Genomic DNA, 19,594 nt, shown 5'->3' on the forward strand with positions numbered 1-19,594 from the left:
AAGAGCATGGAAGGTCACCTAGGAGTGAATTTTCATGCTCTTTTCAATTTAAGCGATTGGATCACTATCTAAATTAACCCAATAATTCCCGATAAAGTCATGCAAAAATTTAGTGATTACTTGTTCATATTCGAATGGAGAATCATTGAAGGATTGTGCATGAGCACCCACCTTAAAAATTTTCAACATTTTAGCATCCGGCTTTGCTTCAAAAAGCTGTTCTGTCATTGAAGAAGGGATAAAATCATCGGGTTCACTGTGAATAAATAAAGTAGGTTTCATTATATTTTTTACAGCTAATTTTGGATTTACATGATCAAAAGAATAGCCCTCACGCATCCGGATGAAAATATTCGTAAAATGGATAGCGAATTTAAAATCGATGGAAATGGAATTTTTAATAATAAGTGCAAGCAATTCTCGGAAATCTGAAAATGCGCAATCTGAAATATAAAAAGATGCATGATCCTCGACTGTGCCTGCATAAAGCAAAGTCGTTGCAGCACCCATTGATTCTCCGTGAATGCCTAATAATGCTTCCTCACCGATAATCGCCTTTACTGCTTGCACAATTGCCTGTAAATCATACTTTTCATAATGACCATAGCTCGTCGTTTTCCCTCCAGAATCTCCGTGGCGGCGGTGATCATAAACGACTGTGTTAAAGCCTAGTCTTTCATACATGCGTGCATATTTAACCGAATTCATTTTACTTTCGGTCACACCATGACAAATAATCATTGTATTTTTTGTTGATAGCGGTTTTAGAAAAATTCCTTTTATCGTGTAGCCATTCGGGGATTGGACGGTTAGTTCGTCTTTTGAACAACCGTTATACCACGCCTCATCAAATCTTTTTGCTTTCACTTCGCGGTCATAAATAAAGGCTGCTTCTTTTGGTTTAATATACATCAATCGATTCGTTAACATAAATCCTGAAACAGCCGTTGCGGTAGCCAAAAAAGTTGTCGCGATGCTAGAAGCTAACATAAATTTCTTTTTCACCATTCGCACCTCACTTGTTTTAGTAGTTACCTATTTGAAACCTTATAATACAGTAGATATTCTATAATATTCAAAATGAAACAAAAATCCTATCTCGAAAAACTTCAGAATGTTTGGTAAAATTATGCTGACGAATGAAATTGAAACATTCGCTTCACAAAGGGAACTACCAAGCAAAGGGGGAATTTTTATGACACAAGAAGTCGTAATTGTCAGTGCAGTACGTACAGCAATAGGTTCATTTCAAGGAACGTTAAAAGATATTGCAGCGCCGGTTTTAGGTGGAATCGTCATGAAAGAGGCGTTACAACGAATTCATTTAGATCCTAATTTAGTAGATGAAGTAATTATGGGAAATGTGTTAGCGGCAGGTTTAGGGCAAAATCCGGCACGTCAAGCGAGCATCCATGCAGGCTTACCGAATGAAGTGTCGGCAATGACCATCAATAAAGTATGCGGTTCAGGTTTAAAAGCGGTGCATTTAGCTGCCCAAGCTATTGCAGTAGGGGATGCTGACATTATTATTGCAGGTGGCTTTGAAAATATGAGTCAGGCGCCATATGTATTGCAAAATGCACGTGAAGGTTTCCGAATGGGCGATCAAAAAGTTGTGGATACAATGATTAAAGATGGACTATGGTGTGCATTTAATGACTACCATATGGGGGTTACTGCTGAAAATTTATGTGATTTACATCAAATTACAAGAGAAGAGCAAGATGCTTTTTCTGCCCGCTCACAAGCACGTGCCACAGTAGCCATTACAGCAGGTAAATTTACAGATGAAATTGTGCCCGTTGAAATACCGCAACGTAAAGGGGAGCCAATTATTTTCGCACAAGATGAATATGTGAAGCCTAATTCAACAGCGGAAAAACTAAGTGCGTTACGACCTGCATTCAAAAAAGAAGGTTCGGTTACAGCCGGCAATGCCTCAGGAATTAATGATGGCGCTGCTGCTGTCATTGTCATGTCGAAAAGAAAAGCACTGGAACTTGGTATAACACCAATGGCGACAATTTTAGCGAATGCGAGCGCAGGTGTCGACCCGTCCATTATGGGGGTAGGACCAGTTCAAGCGGTGAAAAAGGTATTGTCAAAGTCAAATTTAACGTTAGAACAGATGGATTTAATTGAAGCAAATGAAGCGTTTGCTGCCCAAGCAATAGCAGTTGATCGCGAACTTGCCTTCAATCATGATAAACTAAATGTAAACGGTGGCGCGATTGCACTCGGACATCCAATTGGCGCGAGTGGCGCACGTATTTTAGTCACGCTTTTACATGAGATGCAAAAGCAAGATGCGAAGCTTGGTCTTGCTACTTTATGCATCGGAGGCGGGCAAGGTGTCGCAACAATCGTCCAACGCTAAAAAAATTGTAGGTGATTAAAAAATGGCAAGAAAAAAACAACAACAAAGAACGAACAATGAATTTGAACTACCGAAAGAAAAGGCCGCAACATTAGCCGATCAATTAGGTGGCGATGTGCTAGCGAAGTTAAAGGCAGCTAAGAAGGATATGCTTGCGGAAGAAAAGGTTCAAGAAGAGGAGCGTATTGCAAAGGCTGCTTTTGAGCGCAAGCAACGCGAGAAGAATATGAGCTTTGAAGAGCTGTTAAATCAGTACGGCGATAAACGTTCGAAGTTTTAATCGATTCAGTTGTCTAGTACAAAATAAGAATTAAACACATAAATAGACTGCAAATTGGCAATACAATAAGCAGTCTATTTTTCATTAGAAAAAAACAAAGAATAAGGGAATGTAACAAAAGAAGTAGTATATGCTCCTTGATTAAATATTTCAGAGATTATCGGTTCAGTGATATTAGCGAATGCTAAAGTGGAATTTGAGAAGGGGTAAATTATGGGGAGTTATTGTACAAATGTAACATCTACATAGTTTGGATTTAAAAACCTTCATCCAAATAACTAAAAAACATCGCTGTTACTAAATCGTCTTGGCTGTTTATAATTCAATTAAGTTATTAAACGAGGGTTTGGGAAGGTTATACTTCAACTATGTAGCAGGTTAATTGAAGTATTTAAAAAAAGACCAATAAGATTTTATTAAAAGTCAAGTAAATGTTTATAAAGCTCTATAACTAAATAATTTAATACAATGTCACACATTATTTAGGGTTAAAATGAAAGGATAGATGAACAGGGGGATTACCTGCTTACATCTATCCTTTTCACATAGATATTGAAAGAAAAAGAAGTTAAGAACAAAAAGATTTAAAAAGGATTACGCCTAATAATTGTTAAATATGTTAATATAATTACAAATGTTTTATGAAGCAGTTGCAATTACTTTGTTGATTCAGATGTATATAAAGATGGTTTTATCTATTATGTGATCACGTCAGATTTAAGTTGTTTACAACGCTAAGAAAAGAATAGTTACCAAACGATGGTTTGGGGACTTTATTCTTCAACTCCCATGAAAATTAAAAGCCAGACTTCGCAAAAATGACAACACTAAAGGAAACCGCAGCTCATTTTTAAAAAAAGAGTGTAGCGTCTAGTTGTTGGTCCAGGTTATTTGTTGGATTAGGAGACTTTTGGTTCAGTGATTGAAACGTTGTATCCTAAGTTTTCGAGCCTTCGAACAGAATACCGTACAATGGATTGTTGTTTTTGCTTGTCGAAATAATCTTCGCCTAAATCTACATACTTTTCTTTGCGCGTTAAGAGATAATAGGCGATTCTCAAAATGGCGTGGGCGACAGAAATACCTGCACGTTTTTTGCCTTTACGTGCCGCTGTACGCCTATACATTGCTCCAAGATAGGTCTTCGACCCTCTTATAGAGTGAGCAGCTTCTACTAAAGCTGATTTTAGATATTTGTTCCCTTTTTTCATATTTGTCGATTTCCTTTTGCCAGCACTTTCGTTATGTCCAGGTACTAATCCTGCCCAGGAACATAGATGAGCAGAACTCGGAAATTGGTTGCCGACATCGGTTCCGACTTCAGCTAAGATTTGTTCAGCCATACGAGTGGCAACGCCAGGTATGGAATCCAACCGTTCAATATCTTCTTGGTGTGAAGAAAGCCTAGAAGCTACTTCCTGGTTTAGTAACTCAATTTGTTCACTTAAAAAATCAATATGAGCGAGAATGGTTTTTATCATGAGGCGTTGATGTGAATTGATGTATCCCCGAAGGGCTAGTTCAAGATCATCTTTTTTCTTTTTCATAGTACGTCGAGCGTAGCCCGCAAGTTTTATAGGATCATCCTCGCCATCTGCGATGGCATTAAGCATGTCACGAGCTGAAACACCCATAATATCGGAAACAACGGAGCCTAACTTGATATTCGCTCCTTCTAATACTTTTTGAATCCGATTATGTTGTCTTGCGCGCTCTTCAATAATGCTGCGACGATAGCGAACTAACTCCCGCAGTTCCCGTTGATTTCGGTCAGGAATAAAGCTGGCTTTGAGTAGTCCGTGCCGAAGTAACTTGGCAATCCATTCGGCATCCTTCACATCGGTTTTGCGACCCGGCACTGCTTTCATATGCTGGGCATTCACGACTAAAAACTCAATATTCTCAGCTTCTAGTATGTTAACAATAGGCTTCCAAAAGACACCTGTACTTTCCATTGCTACGTGGGTACACTCATACTCCTTAATCCAGTCGATTAACTGTAATAGAAATACAGTCTTAGTAGAAAACGTTCGAATCTCCTTTCCTTTTGGAGTCATAATACACGCAGTAATCGAATCTTTATGAATGTCCATACCGCATGCATACTCAATGATTACTTCCATTGTAATCATCCTTTCTACGGCGAATAGTATTGGAGGCTGGTGCAACAACCAGAGTAGGATTAATCTCCCATGAGTGCTTCCCGAAAGGGAGCGACATTCTGTGATGCACCGTGGTCGTTGGAGTCAGACTAACGGATGGGCTCTACGGCACCATAGTTGATCGACCTTCCTCTCCCAGCCGTAGTATCCTATACCCGTTCTGCACACATTTTCATCCTCTGTGGTGTAGCGCTGATTTTGCGCTACATGTATGGCTAACGGGGTGCTTTAGTGCAACAAACATTATAATCTTCCCAAACACCGCTTTGGGAAGGTTATACTTCAATTAACGTAGCAGGGAAGGGATTGATGAGATATTGAGGAATAAAATTATTTTCTTAACTTATCTAAGTATAATTTTTATCTTTTTGTCTGCTTGTGGAAGTGAGAATGAAAAGTTAAAGTATCCTGTTATTGAAAGTGCTTCTGTTGAAATTAATTCCGTTGAGGGTTCCGATGTTGAGGTACTACATTTTAGCGTAGAAATTAACGATTATGGAAATGAACCAGAGCAAGAGTACAATGTTAGATTCGTTATTCAAGATACTCATATAAGTGACCTGATTGCCGCCGAAGTAATAGAAATTCCTGAAACTTTCAAAACGGTGTCAGTACCAAAAGGTGGAGTACACTTTATTAGCGCAGCAGATTTTAGGGAAATAAAGGGAGAATGTAAAATAGGTGAAATAAAAAAATATATAGAAAATAATAAGGCAGTTATTGTAGAACTATATGATGAAGATCGAACAATTACTCAAGAAGTAATTACTACTTTTGTTGACAAGAGAGAAAAATAGAGTATTATTCGTTTTTTTATGGATGTGTGAATGTTAGTAATTGCATTTTGTGCTTCAACGGGGGCTTTAGTTCAACAAGGATTTATAACGTATACATAAATGCCACTTTGAGGGCGATTTGAATAGATAACATAATAATTTCATTTGAGGTGGTATTATTTTTAAAAAAATAGCATTAGTTTTAATTATTTCTAGTGTCATTTGTTTTTTATATTTTTATAAATCACCCATACTTAGTGCAGAAGCAGCTTTAATTAATGCGGAAAAATATTTATTAAATCCATCTGAAGAATGGGGAACGATTTCATTTGATGGGCTAGAAGGGATTCCAGATTACGATATACATGTAAACCTTTCCGAAAAATCTGGATTTTTGAATGAATTATTTAATAGAATGCAATGGGAAGTGACAATAAAAGCACCTGAAATGAATGCAACGATTGTGATAGACGCCCATAATGGAAAATTTATAGATTTAGTCGGCGCTTTTAGCTAAGTGTAGAATATACAATCTCATACAAATAAACGTTCCCAAATGACACTTAGGGAACCAATACCTCTTATTCAATTGAATAAGTGGTATTTTGGCTACTTATGAACAGTAAGTCCCCAAACGACGCTTGACGCTTTGGGGATGTTTTATTTAAAAAAGGGTTTGGAAGGTTTTAATTGAATCTAATTTAGTGAGGGGATTGAATAAATGAAACAAATTATAGTTGGAATAATTATAGTTGGAATTTTTGGAATTGGGATTTATCTATATTACTCGGAGCCAACTTATTCTGCGACGGATGTTTTAAAGCGTGCCGATTTTAGTGTAGAAGAACAAGCTATGGAGTTTTTAAAGTTTAATTATGATAAGGAAGAATTACTTGTTCCTATTGAATTAACAGGTAAAACTCAGAAAGAATTGATAAAGGCTTTCGAGAAATCTAAATTTAAGAAAAATAAAAAAGGTGGTTCAGTATATTTAACTTATGACTACTGGATGAAAATCACTCTGAATACAGGTTATGTAATGTATATGGATGTTATCAATAAAGGAATAGCGGTTGGAGACAATAGAGGTTCATACGAAGAATATCTTTTTAAAGATGATGAATTTTTTAGTATTTTAGAAGAAAAATTGACAGAATAAATAAACTACTTTTATTAGTCAATAGACGCTTCGGTTGATTGGATTGTGGTACCATTTTCTCATTGTATAAAGTATTAAAAATAAAACTAAATAACGTTCCCAAATGGAAGTTTGGGGATACGCCATTAAGCTGCGAATGTTGTTAAATCAACGTTTCGTAGCTTTTCTTATTGCACATTGTTTATACATAAATTTATACACTTTCTTTAAAAGTAAGTCATAACAATGTTTTCGTAGTATTTAGAACGCGGCTTCACAATCAAAATTAATGAATAAAATGATGCATATTTCTTAAAAGTGATTGGTTAAATTTCCTTTTTCAGTGAACGAATCATTGCTTATCTTTGGATAGGTTAAGTCAATGAAAAAGAAATAGTTCATTAAGCGAACTATTTCCTGTTTCAATCTTATTTTGAATGTTAATACCACTGAATTGAACGGTTATTTTAAAATGTGCCCAGCTTTTTTAGTGATAAATCGTTTAATGGAAACAATGATTTTCACTAATAGTAAAAAGAAAAGCGCACCCGCAGCATCAATGAGCACATCATCGAAAATGCCTGTTCGCCCAGGAATAAGGCTTTGACGATATTCATCTAAACAAGCGATCATGAAAATTGTGACAAATGATAATATACTTGGATAACGCCATTTTAGTTTTACATATAGAAAATAAAAAATAATCGAAAGTATGCCATATCCGATAAAATGTGTGGCTTTGCGAATTAAAAATTCAATAAAATAAAAATAGCCTCTGGATTCTATCGAAATAATTGTTCCCCAATAAGGAATTTCAAGAGTACTTAAAGCGTCTTCCAACGGCTTGTCTTTTAACAGTACGCGGAGTTCTGGGACAACCGTTTGCTGCTCATAGGTCATATTAGATGCATAAAAAACAATGAACAGCGCACTAATCGTTAGTAAAATTCCCTTTTTCATCTATGTTCTGTATACCGCTTTGGCTGTATCCATTCAAGTAAAGTAGAAATCGAATCGAACTGTTGTGCTTTCTCATACGCTGACATATTTTGCTGAAGCTGTTCGACCGTTCGTGCTCCAATGACAGTAGAAGCAATTGTTTCATAATGTAAATTAAAAGCAAGAGCAGCCGCATGAACATCGTCGTAGTTGTGCTCAATTTTTGCAATGATTTCTTGAACTTGTTCTTTTTCATACCCCATATAAGATTGAAGACGATTACGCCAATCATTTGTCAGTAAGCCTTTTGCAATCGAACCTCTCGTCACAACGGAAGCACCTGACTGTTGAATCGTCGTAAAATATTCGCTCGCCCGTTGATCCAAAATATTAAATTGCATCATATTACTAATAGCGGCACTATCATTTAAAAAGGGAATGAACACATTTGGACGAATCGATGAAATACCGTATTCGCGAATGAGTCCTTCTTTTTTTAGTTGATCAAATGTGTCGATAATTTCTTCAAAGTTGTCATCAATTGTTCCACCGTGTAATTGATAAACATCGATATAATCCGTTTGTAGTCGACGCAGGCTGTCTTTTACCGCTTGTTTCAAGTAGGCGGGGGAAGCGTCCCAGTGCCAGCCTTCCTTGCCTTCTTCCCAACGATTGCCTCCCTTTGTTGCTAAAACAATTTCGTGTCGATTTTTCTTTAAGAGTGCTCCGACAATTTCCTCGTTTATCCCTTTATCATATAAATCAGCCGTATCAAAATAATTCATGCCATAATCAAGTGCGGCCGCAATGACGTTCGCTGCTGCGTCTTTATTTGGCGGCAATGACATACACCCGAGACCCATTTCAGAAATTTCAATTTGACTCGTGCCTAAAATTCTTTTTTTCACGGTTATTTTCCTCCGAACTTCAGTATGATAGAAATAGATATACTAATGGTACAATGGATAGAACATGCAAAACAAGTAGGGGGCCTAGTAATGAGAAAATTCGAAGAGAAAACGATACAATCCGAAAAAATTTTTGATGGGAAAATCATTTCGTTAAAAGTTGATGACGTATTATTGCCTAATGGTGCAACGAGTAAGCGTGAAATTATTAATCATCCTGGTGCAGTAGCCATTATTGCCATTACAGAAAACAACAAAATTCTGCTTGTCGAACAATATCGTAAAGCACTGGAGCGTTCGATTATTGAAATTCCAGCTGGAAAAATTGAAAAGGATGAAGAGCCAATTGTTACGGCACGTCGAGAGTTAGAGGAAGAGACGGGCTATACAACTGATTCATTACACTATTTACAATCCTTTGCAACCTCTCCTGGCTTTGCAGATGAGATTATTCATGTTTATGTAGCACGCCATTTAATAAAAATGAAAACACCTGTGCAATTAGATGAAGATGAATTTGTAGAATTAATGGAAGTTTCGTTGGATGAGGCGGAAAAAATGGTGAATGATCAGCAAATTTTCGACGCAAAGACTGTTTTTGCTGTGCTATGGATGAAAATCAATTGTGCTTCGGAATAATTGCGTACTAAAACGGTTTTGTATATGTATAAAGTACGCTTTTTCGGAGACTAGGAATCAATAATTCCCCTCTTTTTTATGAGTAGGTAAACTACAAAGTGAAATTATGGAAGTTTAAAAATGTTGGCATATGAGCAGTAGACGAGCATAGATTGTATGGACAAGGGGGAGTCCAACATGCGCAAAATGATTTATGTTCAGTATGCAACAATGATTGTCCTATGCTTTATTAGCGGGGTAGCTTGCTATCAACTGTTTGACATACAGCAAGTAACCCAAATTATTGAATGGGGGGACCGCCGTTTACTGTCGGTGGACAAACCGAATTTTATTTGGAGTACAGTCCCATTTATTGCAGCCATTATGATTGTCTTATTATTTTCTACACATAAATATTTAACGATGATTGCCCCGATCTTTATCGCGATTAAGGTAACATTTTTAGGATTTAGTTCTGTCTTTTTACTTGTTCAACACCATTCTATTAAACTTTATGCATTTTGGTGGTTTCCTTTTCAATTTGTGTATTGTCTTTTATTGATTGCGCTCTATAAAAGTGGACAAAAAAGCAATTTCGGCCGCCCGATGAGAGGGGTTGTCCCATGGAAACAAGTAGCGGTAGTACTCGTTGCAATGGTGATTGTATTTGCCTTAGAAAATTTCGTAATATCATATGTCTTTAAATAAAATCATTATCTTGTAATCGTATTTACTCCTTTGGTATAATGGAATAAGTTTAGGAGGGCGTCGCATGGAGAGCCGTATTGATCGAATTAAAAAACAACTGCATAGTGCGAGCTATAAGCTGACGCCACAGCGAGAAGCAACCGTAGCAGTTTTATTAGAGCATGAAGAAGACCATTTAAGTGCTGAAGATGTTTACTTATTAGTAAAAGAAAAAGCACCTGAAATTGGCTTAGCGACAGTATATCGCACACTGGAGCTTTTAACAGAATTGAAAGTCGTTGACAAAATTAATTTTGGTGATGGTGTATCTCGTTATGATTTGCGTCAAGAAGGTGCAAAACATTTCCATCATCATTTAGTTTGTATCGAATGTGGCGCGGTAGACGAAATTCAAGAAGATTTATTAGAGGACGTAGAAGTCATTGTGGAGAAGCGCTGGAACTTTATCATTAAAGACCATCGACTAACATTCCATGGCATTTGCTGGCGTTGTCATGATCAAGAAGACAATGTTGGAGACAGTAATGCTTAGTAACATTTGAATAAGTTATGAAAAATTGGACAGCTGAGGGGCTGTTCATTTTTTTTACGCTAATTTTAGATGAATGTAATACAAAGATGATAATTTATTGGTAATGTGATGCAATTAATAGTATAATAGTATTATACATAGAGTAGTTTAAAAGTATTACATTTAGGTGAGTAGTACGTGATTTATTTTGATCAATAGTAAAATGTAAGAGATATTTATAAGGTATGGTGTATTTGTATGAAATATTTAGAAGCGAAATTACTTCTTAGTTTATTACTATTTACGATTATTATTGTAAGTGTTATTGCACTCACTAATAGGCATCTATTAGTACAAGATATGAAGCAGCAACAGTATGAAAGTCGGGCGCTAATCGAAAGTCATATTTTATCGGATATGCAAAAGGTTGATGAAGCACATTCTTATAATAACCGAACCTATTTTGAACAGATGAAAACCGAGCTATTTTATTTACAAAACTATTATGAATCCAACCCGGATGTTTATTCGTGGGATATGCAAGAAATATACGACCGTACAAGGATGGATCTTAACATAATCGATGTACAAAATAAAATTGTCGTTTCAACAGATGAGCGGGGCATTGGATTGGATTTGACAAAATGCTGTGTAAGATTTGCTTCGTTTTTAGATGAAAGCAGACAGCGGGATGACTTTTATTCAAACGGTATAGAAAATGCAGAAGTGACGAAAGATTTATGGAAATATAGTTTTATACCGACAAAAGATCATCGATACATATTAGAACTAGGGGGCGAATTGGAAGATTCACCCATTTTTAAAAACTTTAACTTTTTTGATACAGCAGAAAGTTTAATTAGGCAATATAAAGACTTAAATAATATTGAAATGATTAGTGATGAAGGTTTTTTTCTACAAACAAGAAACGATGTTAAAACGATTGATGAGTTAAGCCCTAAAATAAAAAAGGTGTATCAAAAGGCAACAGAAACTGAACAACCTACAGAAGTAATTGTACGTTTTAACGGTGGAAAAAAGGAGACGCACCGGTTTATTCCATATCATTCGGTAAATGAACAGGGGAATTCAACAAAACGGATTGTTTATGTACAATATAGCAATCACATCGAATTACAGCTCGTCAATAAAAAAACACAGCAGTTTTGGTTGTTGCTTGTGGTAGGGATTGTCACAACAGGCATACTGTTTGTTATTATTATGCGAATTTTAAAAGAGACTATTCGCTTAGCAACATTCGATTCACTAACAGGAGTATATAATCGCACCTCCTACATAGAGTATATGGATCGATTAGTTCAGAAGAAAAATAAAGTTCAAATCGGTTTATTATTAATTGATTTGGATAACTTTAAATTAGTAAATGATCAATTTGGGCATTTGGAAGGCGATGAAGTGCTCAAAGAAATCGCGCACATTTTGCAGCAAGCTATCGGTGAAAAGGGGATTGTTGTACGGTTTGGTGGGGATGAGTTCGGTATTGTTATGGACGATGCAACGGAGCAGAAGTTACATCAATTAGCGAATGATATATTAACAAATGTCCGACAAAAGCAACAAGAACATTCGATATGGCAGCATTTATCTATCAGTATTGGTGGGACAATACAAAAGACACCTCAAGAAAGAGAAGTAAGTATTTTCATGCGTGGTGATCGGGCACTTTACCAATCGAAATATATGGGGAAAGATCAATATTCATACATTACTCCTAATTAGTTAACAAAAATGTCCTCCTACCGAAAAAAAGGTAAGAGGATATTTTAGAAGACTCATTCTATTAAAATAATAATTGTATTGGTTTATTTTCTATAATTTGGTAGAGTTGTAGTGTATAATATATGATGTAAAAGTCATGTTTTCGCTAAGTAAAAGTGATTACTTTTACTTGCTTCAGCATTCATATTCCCACGAAAGGTTGCTGAAAAGGTAAGTGATAATTATAGGGTATGGTGTTTTTATATGAAAAGTTTATGGGTAAAATTACTTCTTAGTTTATTATTATTTACAGTCATTATCGTAAGTGTTATCACACTAGTAAATAGACAATTATTAATTCAAGACATAAAGCAGCAACAGCATGACGGGCGTACGCTCATCGAAAATCATATTTTATCAGATATGCAAGCGGTAGATAAAGCATATCTTTATTTGGATTATTCCTATTCAGAAAGTATGGAAGTAGAGTTGCGTTCTTTGCAAAAATATTACGAATCCAATCCGGATATTTATTCATGGGATATAAATGAAATTAAAAATCGAACAGGAATGGATTTTTTCATTATTGATGAACACAATAAGGTTATTATAGCAACCTATGAACCGAGCGTAGGATTAGACTTTTCAGAATGCTGTGTAAATTTCGCCGCATTATTAGATGACAGAAGAAATAGTGGGGAGTATTACTCTGATGGCATAGATATTTCGGCAGTTACGAATGAATTATGGAGATATAGCTATTTAGCAACGAAAGATCGAAAGTATTTATTAGAAATGGGTAGTGAGTTGAAAAATTCCCCTATTTTTGAATCGTTCAATTTTTTGGAAACCGTAAAAAACTTAGTGATGAAATATGATGATTTAAACAATGTGGAAATTATAGGTGATGAAGGTTTTTTATTAGGAGCGAAAGATGACGTAAAGACGATTCAACAATTAAGTCCGGAGTTAAAAATAGCATATAACGAATCCTACGAAAACAGCGAAAAAGTTGAAGTTTTAATAGAATCAAAAGATGGAATTGTTGAAACACATCAATTTATTCCATACTTAGCTAAAGACCAGCTTGGCAATTCCACGAAGAGAATCATTTACATAGAGTATAATAATTATACAGAATTGCAACTTTTAAAAAAGAATACACAAAATTTTTGGATTATTTTAGTTATCGCGATGGGAACGGCGGGTTTATTGCTGTTAATTATCTTAAAAATTTTGAATACTACCATTCTTTCGGCAACGTACGATCCGTTGACTGGGGTATATAATCGTTCCTCATATATACAATATATGGAACAATTAATTTTGAAGAAAGATAATGCGCACATTGGCTTATTATTAATTGATTTGGACAATTTTAAACAAGTAAATGATCAACATGGGCATTTAAAAGGGGATGAAGTGCTCAAACAATTAGCAGCAATTTTGAAAGAAGTTGTTAGTAAAAAAAGCTCTGTCGTACGGTTTGGTGGGGATGAGTTTGCGATTGTTGTAGAGGATGCCAATGAGCAAGCACTACATAAATTGGCGAGTGAAGTAATAACATGTGTCCGAAAGAAACAGCAAGAACATTCCGGATGGGATTTATTAACGGTCAGCATTGGGGGGACGATTCAAGAAACGCCTCAGGAAGAGGAAGTTAGTATTTTCATGCGGTGTGATCAGGCACTTTACGAATCTAAAAACAAGGGGAAAGATCAATATACATTTATTTCAACTACCTAAAATAATAAATAAAAATGTCATCTTACTAAAAAATAAGTAAGATGACATTTTTTATGGAATCACATTATTTTTAAAAAAGGAAATGATTTAAGCGTTTTCTGTAATTTCCACTGGGGCTACTTTTTTAATTTCTAAATATTGAATTTGGTGTCCGTCAATTTCATTAATTTTAAATTCATAGCCTTCATGAATGAAAGAATCTTCAATATTTAAATCGGGCATATTTGAAAAATACCAGCCACCAATTGTATCAATATTTGGATCCTCTAATTCAAGATGTAATAATTTTGCAATATCATCTAATAAAGCTTTTGAATAAACGAGGTAATGATCATCCCCAACTTTTCGGATTTCAGGAATTTCATCATCGTCAAATTCATCACGAATTTCACCGACAAGCTCTTCTAAAATATCTTCAACTGTCACCATACCACTCGTACCACCATATTCATCTAATAAAATCGCAATGTGAATACGTTTCTTTTGCATAATTTGTAATAAATTTTGAATTGGTGTTGTTTCGATAGTGCGAATAACAGGGTTAATAAAATCTTCTAACTTAAAGGTTGCAGGATGAATTCGATTACTCATACCAAGCGTTAAAAAGTCTTTAATGTTTAAGAAACCTAAAATCGTATCTCGGTCACCATCGTAAACAGGATAACGTGTATAGCGTTCTTCTGAAACTTGTGTTAATACTTCTTCAAACGTTGCATGCACATCAAAGCCAACGATATCTGTACGAGGGACCATGATTTCACGTGCTATTTTATCATCGAATTCAAATACATTATTTACATACTTTAATTCGTTCATATTAATTTCGCCTGATTTGTAACTTTCTGAAAGTAATAATCTTAATTCCTCTTCTGTATGAGAAATTTCATGTTCGTTTGCAGGCTGCATACCAAAAGCTCTTAATAACAAACGAGAAGAACCATTTAATAACCAAATTAAAGGGAACATAATTTTATAGAATATTTGTATAGGCTTTGAGAAAGCTAATGTTACGGCCTCTGCTTTTTGGATCGCAATCGTTTTTGGTGCTAATTCTCCAACAACTACGTGGAAAAATGTAGCTAAGAAGAAAGCTCCACCAATTGTGAACCAATGAATATAGTCAGTTGGAATCCCAATTGTGTTGAATAGTGGGTTAAGGATGAATTCGAATGTCGATTCACCAACCATACCGATACCAAGTGCAGTTACAGTAATCCCTAACTGACAGGCTGATAAATATTCATCTAAATGAGTTGTAACATTTTTAGCAGATAAAGATCCAGACTTTCCTTCTGCAACAAGTTGATCAATACGAGATTGTCTTACCTTTACAATAGCGAATTCGGTCGCTACAAAAAATGCGGTTAAAGCGATTAACACCGCGAAAATCGTTAAGTTTATTATTGTGGTCAATCAGACGTTCTACTCTCGAAGTAGAACGTTCACCTCCTAGGTATTTAAGATTAATATAAGGGACTGCATAAGTGCCGCGCTTTCAAGGGACACTTTTTTCTTTAATTTTTGCTTTTCATTGTCATCTAATTTCGCCATAAGCAAAGCGACATCTTTTTCAAGTTTGCGCATTTGAAGTCGAATTTCTTGCACATCTATTTCTTCATGTACGGAAGCTATTGGAGACAATAAGATATGAATTTCTTCCAAGCATTTTCCGCGTTTTTTTTGATCTTCAATCCAATGAATGCGTTCAATCATCGCCTGATCATAATAGCGATAATTCGTTACGGAACGCTCAACTGAAAGAAGTCCTATATTTGTATAGTAGTCAATTGTACGCTTTGTCACGCCGGATGCAGTGGCAAGCTCACCAATTTTTAGTTTCTCGATCCCAAAATTATCACCTCAGACTGTCACGTTATGGTTTTAAGAATAACGTATGAAAAATAAAATGTAAAATAAATACGCTCATTTTTTACAAATGAGCTAATGAGAATAGTACCGACATCGGAATAGAAAATGATACTATATATAGATAGAAGTATTTATTGGGGGCGAATTAGATGCAATCATTACAAGATCCAATTGAAGACTATCTTCACTTTATTAAAGTAGAACGTCAACTTTCTGAGAATACGCTGCAATCTTATAAAAGGGATTTAATTGCTTATGCACGTCATCTACATGCCAAGCAAGATATTCAATCCTTTAATGTTGTTACACGTCATCATATTTTAAATTTTTTAGATAGTTTACGGGCTGCCTCTAAATCGTCTAAAACCATTTCAAGACAAATATCGTCGATCAGGTCCTTTCATCAATTTTTATTGCGTGAAAAAGTAGCTGAGCAAGATCCGACAGTGCATTTAGAAATGCCAAAAAAGGAGCAAACATTGCCAAAAGTATTATCAATTGAAGAAATCGATGCATTAATAGCTGCGCCAACAATTGAAAAACCACAAGGTGTGCGGGATATCGCGTTATTAGAATTATTGTATGGTTCAGGTATGCGTATTAGTGAATTAATCGATTTAAATTTGGAGGATGTTCACATTACGATGGGTTTCGTTCGTGTGTTTGGTAAAGGTGGTAAAGAGCGAATTATCCCTTTAGGGAGAGGAGCCATTCATTCGTGCACAAAATATTTAGAAGAAGCAAGACCTGAATTATTAGGAAATGCTCCAAAAAATGATGCGTTTTTAATTACTCAGCGAGGGAAACGTTTTACAAGACAAGGTTGTTGGAAAATTATTAAAGGCCATGCGTTAACAGCAGGGATTCAAAAAGAGATTACACCGCATGTATTGAGGCATTCATTTGCGACGCATTTGATTGAAAATGGGGCGGACTTACGAGCGGTTCAAGAGTTATTAGGGCACGCGGACATTTCAACGACCCAAATTTATACACATGTAAGTAAAACAAGATTGTCGGAAGTTTATAAGCAATTCCATCCAAGGGCATAATTATTTGAAAAGAATTTAAAAATCCAGCGTTATCGGATGTCAGACCTTTCTTTGTTGTGAAAAATTTTGTAAAATGAAGTAGATAAAAGAGGAGTGGAAGTTTTAATGAAACGATTTAAAAAAATTCACGTTATTGTAATGGATTCAGTAGGGATTGGCGAAGCACCCGATGCACATCTATTTGGAGATGTAGGTTCACATACGTTAGGTCATATCGCTGAAAAAATGGATGGATTAACGATGCCTACAATGGCCAAGTTAGGATTATCGAATATTCATGAACTAAAAGGGATTGAAAAAGCAGAAAATCCACGCGCATTTTATGGCATGATGCAAGAAGCGTCTGTTGGAAAAGATACAATGACTGGACACTGGGAAATAATGGGGTTAAATATTGATAAACCGTTTAAAGTATACCCAGAAGGCTTTCCACTAGCATTAGTTGAAAAAATAGAAGCAGCTACAGGTCGCAAAGTTATTTGTAATTTACCATATAGCGGGACACAAGTAATTGACGATTACGCGAAAGAGCATATGGAAACAGGCGCCCTTATTGTTTACACATCAGCGGATCCTGTTTTACAAATTGCTGCACATGAAGAAGTCATTCCAGTTGAAGAATTATATAAAATTTGTGAAATTGTACGTGAAATGACACTTGAACCGGAATTTTTAGTTGGACGCATCATTGCACGTCCATTCGTAGGGACACCAGGCAACTTTACACGTACGTCAAACCGTCATGATTATGCATTAACACCATTTGGTCGCACAACAATGGCGGAAATGAAAGATGCAGGATTAGACGTAATTGCTATAGGTAAAATTTCGGACATCTTTAATGGCGACGGTGTAACAGAATCAATTCGTACAAAAAATAATACTGATGGCATGGATAAAATGGTAGAAGTCGTTAAGCGTGATTTCCACGGCTTGAGTTTCTTAAATTTAGTTGATTTCGACGCCAATTTCGGGCATCGTCGTGATCCACTTGGGTACGGAGAGGCGCTTGAAGAATTTGACCGCCGTTTACCGGAAGTTTTGGCGGAGTTGTCAGATGAAGATTTATTAATCGTTACAGCAGATCATGGGAATGACCCAACATTTGAAGGAACAGATCATACGAGAGAGTTTGTTCCATTACTTGTTTATTCACCACGTTTTGAAAAGGGATCACAATTACCGTTACGCGAAACGTTTGCGGATATTGCTGCAACAATTGCAGAAAACTTTGACATTGAAGCACCTGAATTTGGGGTAAGCTTTTTAAATGAGTTGAAATAAGGGGGATACTTCAAGTGAGAATGGTTGATATTATTGAGAAAAAACGTGATGGTGGAGAGCTGTCAAAAGAAGAAATCCAATTTTTCGTAAAAGGATATACAGACGGCTCGATTCCTGATTATCAAGCAAGCGCATTGTGTATGGCCATTTACTTTCAAGATATGACAGACCAAGAACGCGCGGATTTAACGATGGCGATGGTGGAATCAGGTGATCAAATTGATCTTTCTGCAATAGCAGGGATCAAGGTAGATAAGCACTCTACTGGTGGTGTTGGTGATACAACGACATTGCCGTTAGCTGCTATGGTTGCTGCAGTGGGTGTACCTGTTGCGAAAATGAGTGGTCGTGGGTTAGGGCATACGGGAGGAACGATTGATAAGCTAGAAGCAATTGAAGGCTTCCATGTCGAAATTTCTAATGACAAGTTCGCAAAACAAGTGAACGAAATTGGTATGGCAGTTATCGGTCAATCCGGAAATTTAACCCCTGCAGATAAAAAGCTATACGCTTTACGGGATGTAACAGGCACAGTATCAAGTATCCCGTTAATTGCAAGTTCCATTATGTCGAAAAAAATTGCTGCGGGTGCGGATGCGATTGTGCTTGATGTGAAAACAGGCGATGGCGCATTCATGAAAACGGTTGAAGATTCGAAACTGTTAGCACAAGCAATGGTGAAAATCGGTAACAATGTAGGTCGTAAAACAATGGCGATTATTTCGGATATGAGTCAGCCTTTAGGATTTGCGATTGGTAACGCATTAGAAGTAAAAGAAGCGATTGACACATTAAAAGGCAATGGTCCTGAAGATTTAAACGAATTATGCTATGCACTTGGCGCTCAAATGGTTGTGTTAGGTGGAAAAGCAGAAACAATCGAAGAAGCACGAAAAATGCTAGAAGAGGTTGTTGCAAATGGTGCTGCTTTAGAAGTATTGAAGAAATTTATTACTGCGCAAGATGGTGATGCATCGGTAGTAGATGAACCATCACGTCTGCCGCAAGCGCAATTTAAAATCGAAGTGCCAGCAAAGGAATCAGGCTATATTTCAAAAATTGAAGCGGATGATATCGGTACGGCAGCGATGCTATTAGGTGCAGGGCGTGCGACGAAGGAATCTGAAATCGATTTAGCTGTTGGGCTTATTTTACGTAAAAAAATTGGGGATTCAGTAAAACAAGGCGATTCTCTTATGACGATTTATTCAAATCAACAAAATGTAGATGCTGTATTGGAGAAAATTTATAAACATGTTCACATCTCAAATAATAAAGTAACTGCACCAAAACTAATTGAAGCGGTAATTACAGAATAAAATTTTACAGGTGCCTTCAAAATAAATAACAAGATCAAGCTATTAGTCATTCGCGGTATTGGAATGCTAATAGTTTTTTTGTGGAAGAAAACGGAATGAATTTTTGTAACTCATTTATGCATTCCTATGAATATGTTAATATGGTTCATATAAGGGTATAAAATACAACTATTTTCTGCTTTAAGCAC

General features: G+C 36.1%; 18 protein-coding genes. 12 read left to right on the top strand and 6 right to left on the bottom strand.

Annotation, left to right across the window (positions count from 1 at the left end; genetic code table 11):
- Positions 1–48: 48 nt before the first annotated feature.
- Entirely contained in the window at positions 49–1,008 is a 960-nt protein-coding gene (locus tag MHI10_RS06105; protein ID WP_340783860.1) for an alpha/beta hydrolase, read from the bottom strand.
- Between the two features lie 187 nt (positions 1,009–1,195).
- On the opposite strand from MHI10_RS06105, the gene MHI10_RS06110 reads away from it, so the two are divergent.
- Together MHI10_RS06110 and MHI10_RS06115 are read left to right on the top strand one after the other, a co-directional pair.
- Entirely contained in the window at positions 1,196–2,377 is a 1,182-nt protein-coding gene (locus tag MHI10_RS06110) for an acetyl-CoA C-acetyltransferase (RefSeq protein WP_340783862.1), read from the top strand.
- A gap of 22 nt (positions 2,378–2,399) precedes the next feature.
- The gene (locus MHI10_RS06115; protein ID WP_340783864.1) at positions 2,400–2,657 is read left to right on the top strand and encodes a YqkE family protein; all 258 of its coding nucleotides are present in this window, start codon (positions 2,400–2,402) and stop codon (positions 2,655–2,657) included.
- 899 nt (positions 2,658–3,556) lie between these two features.
- Here MHI10_RS06115 and MHI10_RS06120 read toward each other — a convergent pair.
- Positions 3,557–4,780 (bottom strand): IS110 family transposase, encoded by a 1,224-nt coding sequence (locus MHI10_RS06120; RefSeq protein ID WP_340783867.1) that lies wholly within the window; start codon positions 4,778–4,780, stop codon positions 3,557–3,559.
- Between the two features lie 356 nt (positions 4,781–5,136).
- On the opposite strand from MHI10_RS06120, the gene MHI10_RS06125 reads away from it, so the two are divergent.
- Both MHI10_RS06125 and MHI10_RS06130 read left to right on the top strand, forming a co-directional pair.
- On the top strand, positions 5,137–5,616 hold the full coding sequence (locus MHI10_RS06125) for a hypothetical protein (RefSeq protein WP_340783870.1): 480 nt from the start codon (positions 5,137–5,139) through the stop codon (positions 5,614–5,616).
- Between the two features lie 700 nt (positions 5,617–6,316).
- The gene (locus tag MHI10_RS06130; RefSeq protein WP_340783872.1) at positions 6,317–6,754 is read left to right on the top strand and encodes a hypothetical protein; all 438 of its coding nucleotides are present in this window, start codon (positions 6,317–6,319) and stop codon (positions 6,752–6,754) included.
- A gap of 441 nt (positions 6,755–7,195) precedes the next feature.
- On the opposite strand, the gene MHI10_RS06135 is transcribed toward MHI10_RS06130, so the two are convergent.
- Positions 7,196–7,693 carry a VanZ family protein gene (locus MHI10_RS06135; RefSeq protein WP_340783874.1) on the bottom strand — a complete coding sequence of 166 codons (498 nt, stop codon included), beginning with the start codon at positions 7,691–7,693 and terminating at the stop codon, positions 7,196–7,198.
- The gene (locus MHI10_RS06140; protein WP_340783876.1) at positions 7,690–8,580 is read right to left on the bottom strand and encodes an aldo/keto reductase; all 891 of its coding nucleotides are present in this window, start codon (positions 8,578–8,580) and stop codon (positions 7,690–7,692) included. The genes MHI10_RS06135 and MHI10_RS06140 overlap by 4 nt, the downstream gene beginning before the upstream one ends.
- A gap of 90 nt (positions 8,581–8,670) precedes the next feature.
- On the opposite strand from MHI10_RS06140, the gene MHI10_RS06145 reads away from it, so the two are divergent.
- The 5 genes from MHI10_RS06145 (at position 8,671) to MHI10_RS06165 (ending at position 13,882) form a co-directional block, all read left to right on the top strand.
- A complete protein-coding gene (locus MHI10_RS06145; protein WP_340783877.1) occupies positions 8,671–9,219 on the top strand; it encodes an NUDIX hydrolase in 549 nt (182 codons plus the stop codon).
- Between the two features lie 177 nt (positions 9,220–9,396).
- Positions 9,397–9,906: a hypothetical protein gene (locus MHI10_RS06150; RefSeq protein WP_340783880.1), complete on the top strand. Its 510-nt coding sequence runs from the start codon at positions 9,397–9,399 to the stop codon at positions 9,904–9,906.
- A gap of 64 nt (positions 9,907–9,970) precedes the next feature.
- Positions 9,971–10,438, top strand: a complete 468-nt coding sequence (fur, locus tag MHI10_RS06155; protein WP_340783881.1) for a ferric iron uptake transcriptional regulator — start codon at positions 9,971–9,973, stop codon at positions 10,436–10,438.
- A gap of 237 nt (positions 10,439–10,675) precedes the next feature.
- Positions 10,676–12,157 (top strand): GGDEF domain-containing protein, encoded by a 1,482-nt coding sequence (locus MHI10_RS06160; RefSeq protein ID WP_340783882.1) that lies wholly within the window; start codon positions 10,676–10,678, stop codon positions 12,155–12,157.
- Positions 12,158–12,400: 243 nt separating this feature from the next.
- The gene (locus MHI10_RS06165) at positions 12,401–13,882 is read left to right on the top strand and encodes a GGDEF domain-containing protein (RefSeq protein ID WP_340783884.1); all 1,482 of its coding nucleotides are present in this window, start codon (positions 12,401–12,403) and stop codon (positions 13,880–13,882) included.
- Between the two features lie 87 nt (positions 13,883–13,969).
- Here MHI10_RS06165 and MHI10_RS06170 read toward each other — a convergent pair whose 3' ends face one another.
- Both MHI10_RS06170 and MHI10_RS06175 read right to left on the bottom strand, forming a co-directional pair.
- Complete coding sequence (locus tag MHI10_RS06170) at positions 13,970–15,295, bottom strand: hemolysin family protein (RefSeq protein ID WP_340783887.1); 1,326 nt, start codon at positions 15,293–15,295, stop codon at positions 13,970–13,972.
- Between the two features lie 36 nt (positions 15,296–15,331).
- Complete coding sequence (locus MHI10_RS06175; RefSeq protein ID WP_445683175.1) at positions 15,332–15,685, bottom strand: MerR family transcriptional regulator; 354 nt, start codon at positions 15,683–15,685, stop codon at positions 15,332–15,334.
- A 215-nt stretch (positions 15,686–15,900) separates the two neighbouring features.
- Between MHI10_RS06175 and xerD the strand changes: the two genes are divergently transcribed.
- The 3 genes from xerD to MHI10_RS06190 all read left to right on the top strand — a co-directional run bounded on the left by xerD (position 15,901) and on the right by MHI10_RS06190 (position 19,406).
- A complete protein-coding gene (xerD, locus tag MHI10_RS06180; RefSeq protein ID WP_340783888.1) occupies positions 15,901–16,803 on the top strand; it encodes a site-specific tyrosine recombinase XerD in 903 nt (300 codons plus the stop codon).
- A 105-nt stretch (positions 16,804–16,908) separates the two neighbouring features.
- The gene (deoB, locus tag MHI10_RS06185; RefSeq protein WP_340783889.1) at positions 16,909–18,087 is read left to right on the top strand and encodes a phosphopentomutase; all 1,179 of its coding nucleotides are present in this window, start codon (positions 16,909–16,911) and stop codon (positions 18,085–18,087) included.
- 14 nt (positions 18,088–18,101) lie between these two features.
- Complete coding sequence (locus MHI10_RS06190; RefSeq protein WP_340783891.1) at positions 18,102–19,406, top strand: pyrimidine-nucleoside phosphorylase; 1,305 nt, start codon at positions 18,102–18,104, stop codon at positions 19,404–19,406.
- Positions 19,407–19,594: the final 188 nt, after the last annotated feature.

The organism is Solibacillus sp. FSL K6-1523 (assembly GCF_038005225.1).
Lineage (GTDB): Bacteria > Bacillota > Bacilli > Bacillales_A > Planococcaceae > Solibacillus.